This is a genomic window from Nocardia elegans NBRC 108235 (genome assembly GCF_001612845.1).
Lineage (GTDB): Bacteria > Actinomycetota > Actinomycetes > Mycobacteriales > Mycobacteriaceae > Nocardia > Nocardia nova.
In genome coordinates this window covers 1-1,935 of record NZ_BDBF01000107.1, presented here as the reverse complement: position 1 = coordinate 1,935, position 1,935 = coordinate 1, and the positions used below count along the sequence as shown (strand labels likewise).

Genomic DNA, 1,935 nt, shown 5'->3' with positions numbered 1-1,935 from the left:
CACGGAATCCAATGCCCGCACCGGCCGTTTCGCCACCGCGCTGGCGCAGAGCATCACCGGCGAATCTCGCAGTGCCGCAACGTCGGCCGCGGCCGCCCTGATCCAGCTGGCCCGCACGGCCGCGCCGGAGGATCGCATGCTGCCGTGCGCGCCGGTCGCGCTCGCGACCCTGCTGTGCCTGAGTATGGGTGAACCCCGCCGCGCCGCCGACGCCCTGCGCGGCACCGATCCGCACGATCCACAGATCCGGGTGCTGACGGCGTGGACGGCGATGCTCGGCGGCGACGAACAGACCGCCGCCGGGACGGTCGCGGCCGTCGACACCACCGCCCTGCCCCCGCGCGATCGCCTGCTCGCGCACGGCGTCCTGGTCGGCCTGGCCCGCCGCGGGGGAGACCACGGAATCCTGTTGCGCGCCTGGGAGGCCGCCTATCCGACCTTCGACGAGGTCGACGCCGATCTGCCCGCGCTGCTGCCGATCGGTGAGCTGTGGCTGGCCGCCATCCGCCTCGGCGAACAGGAACGGATAGCCAGGCTGGTCGAGGCGGCGCGAAATGTGTTGCGCGGTGCGGGAAATCCCCCGGCCTGGGCGAATGTGTTCCACTGGTACGAGATTCAGGCCGCGATCGCCCACGAGCGCCCGGACGAACTGATGCCGCCCGCTCGACTGCTGAAAACGGCCGCGCAGGCGGGTGATCCGCATGCCGCGATTCTCGCGGACGCGGGCCGCACCTGGGTGCTGGTGCTGCGCGGTGAGGTCGCCGAGGATCGGGTGACGGCCGCGGTGCGACGGCTGGCCGCGATCGGCATGGTCTGGGATGCGGCCCGGCTGGCCAGTGAGGCGGCGTTGAGCGCCGGTGATCCCGCCACCGCGACGGCCCTGCTGAAACTGGCCCGCACGGTCCGCGCCGGCTCCCGGCCCTCGGCCGCGCCCGAGCGGACTCCGGCCGCTCCGCGTGCCGCGACCCCCGAACCGGCGGCGGCCTCGGTCCTCAGTGAGCGCGAGCGCGAGGTGGCCGAGCTGGTCCTGCTGGGCCTCACCTACCGGGAAATCGGCGCTCGACTGTACATCTCCGCTAAGACGGTGGAGCATCATGTCGCGCGGATCCGGCGTCGAATCGGAGCCGGATCGCGCTCGGAGTTATTGTCGATGCTCCGCGCAATGGGACACGGTTCGTTACTCGTGTGATCGGCGCGCTCGAGACACCGAAGCGAGGTATTGAGGATGGCCACAGGGGTGGGCCTGCGGATCGCCGAGGATGAGTGCATCGCGGCGATCGTCACCAGCGGTGGCGAAACCGACGAGACGCCCGAACCCCTGTACATCGCGCGCGAGTCGGTGCTGCACATGTCCGACGAGGGCGATACCGCGCTCGGTGGTGAGGCGCCGCCCGGACATACCCACTCGATCACCGGATTCGTCCGGGCGGTCGGTGATCCCGCCGGCATCACCGTCGACGACGGGGAGGCCTACCGCGCCGAGGATCTGGTGGCGACGGCGATCTTCTGCCTGATCAACCTGGCCGCCGAGCATCTGAGCGGCCCGGCCGAGTTCTACGCCACCCATCCCGGCGACTGGCCGGCCGAGTATGTGCGCGGCTTGCGCGAGGCCCTCGACTACCTGGGGCTGCGCTCGGTGGTTCTGGTCAGCGACGCCGACCTGCCGGCCTCCGACGACAGCCGCGGTCATGCGCGCGACGCTGCCCGCGCGGCCCTGGCAGCCGTGCTCGCGACCCCGGCCGGGACCACTCCGCCCGATCCGACCGGCACCGAGAACGCGCTGGTGGTCACCGATGTGCTGCCCGCGGTCCACGCCGCCGACGGTACGGTTCAGGCGTATTCGGCGGCGATGCCCGCCGCCGAACCCGCGCCCGAGCCCGAACCCGCCGCCATGACCGTCGCGGCCACCGTGGCCGCCCCGGCGGAAGTGCCACC

Annotated in this window: 1 protein-coding gene and 1 pseudogene; both read left to right on the top strand. The window is 72.2% G+C overall.

Annotation, left to right across the window (positions count from 1 at the left end; genetic code table 11):
- On the top strand, positions 1 to 1,189 hold a 1,189-nt coding region (locus NE2_RS34395), incomplete at its 5' end, for a LuxR C-terminal-related transcriptional regulator (protein ID WP_167356829.1).
- A 36-nt stretch (positions 1,190 to 1,225) separates the two neighbouring features.
- A pseudogene (locus NE2_RS34390) lies at positions 1,226 to 1,935 on the top strand (hypothetical protein); the annotation flags it as partial.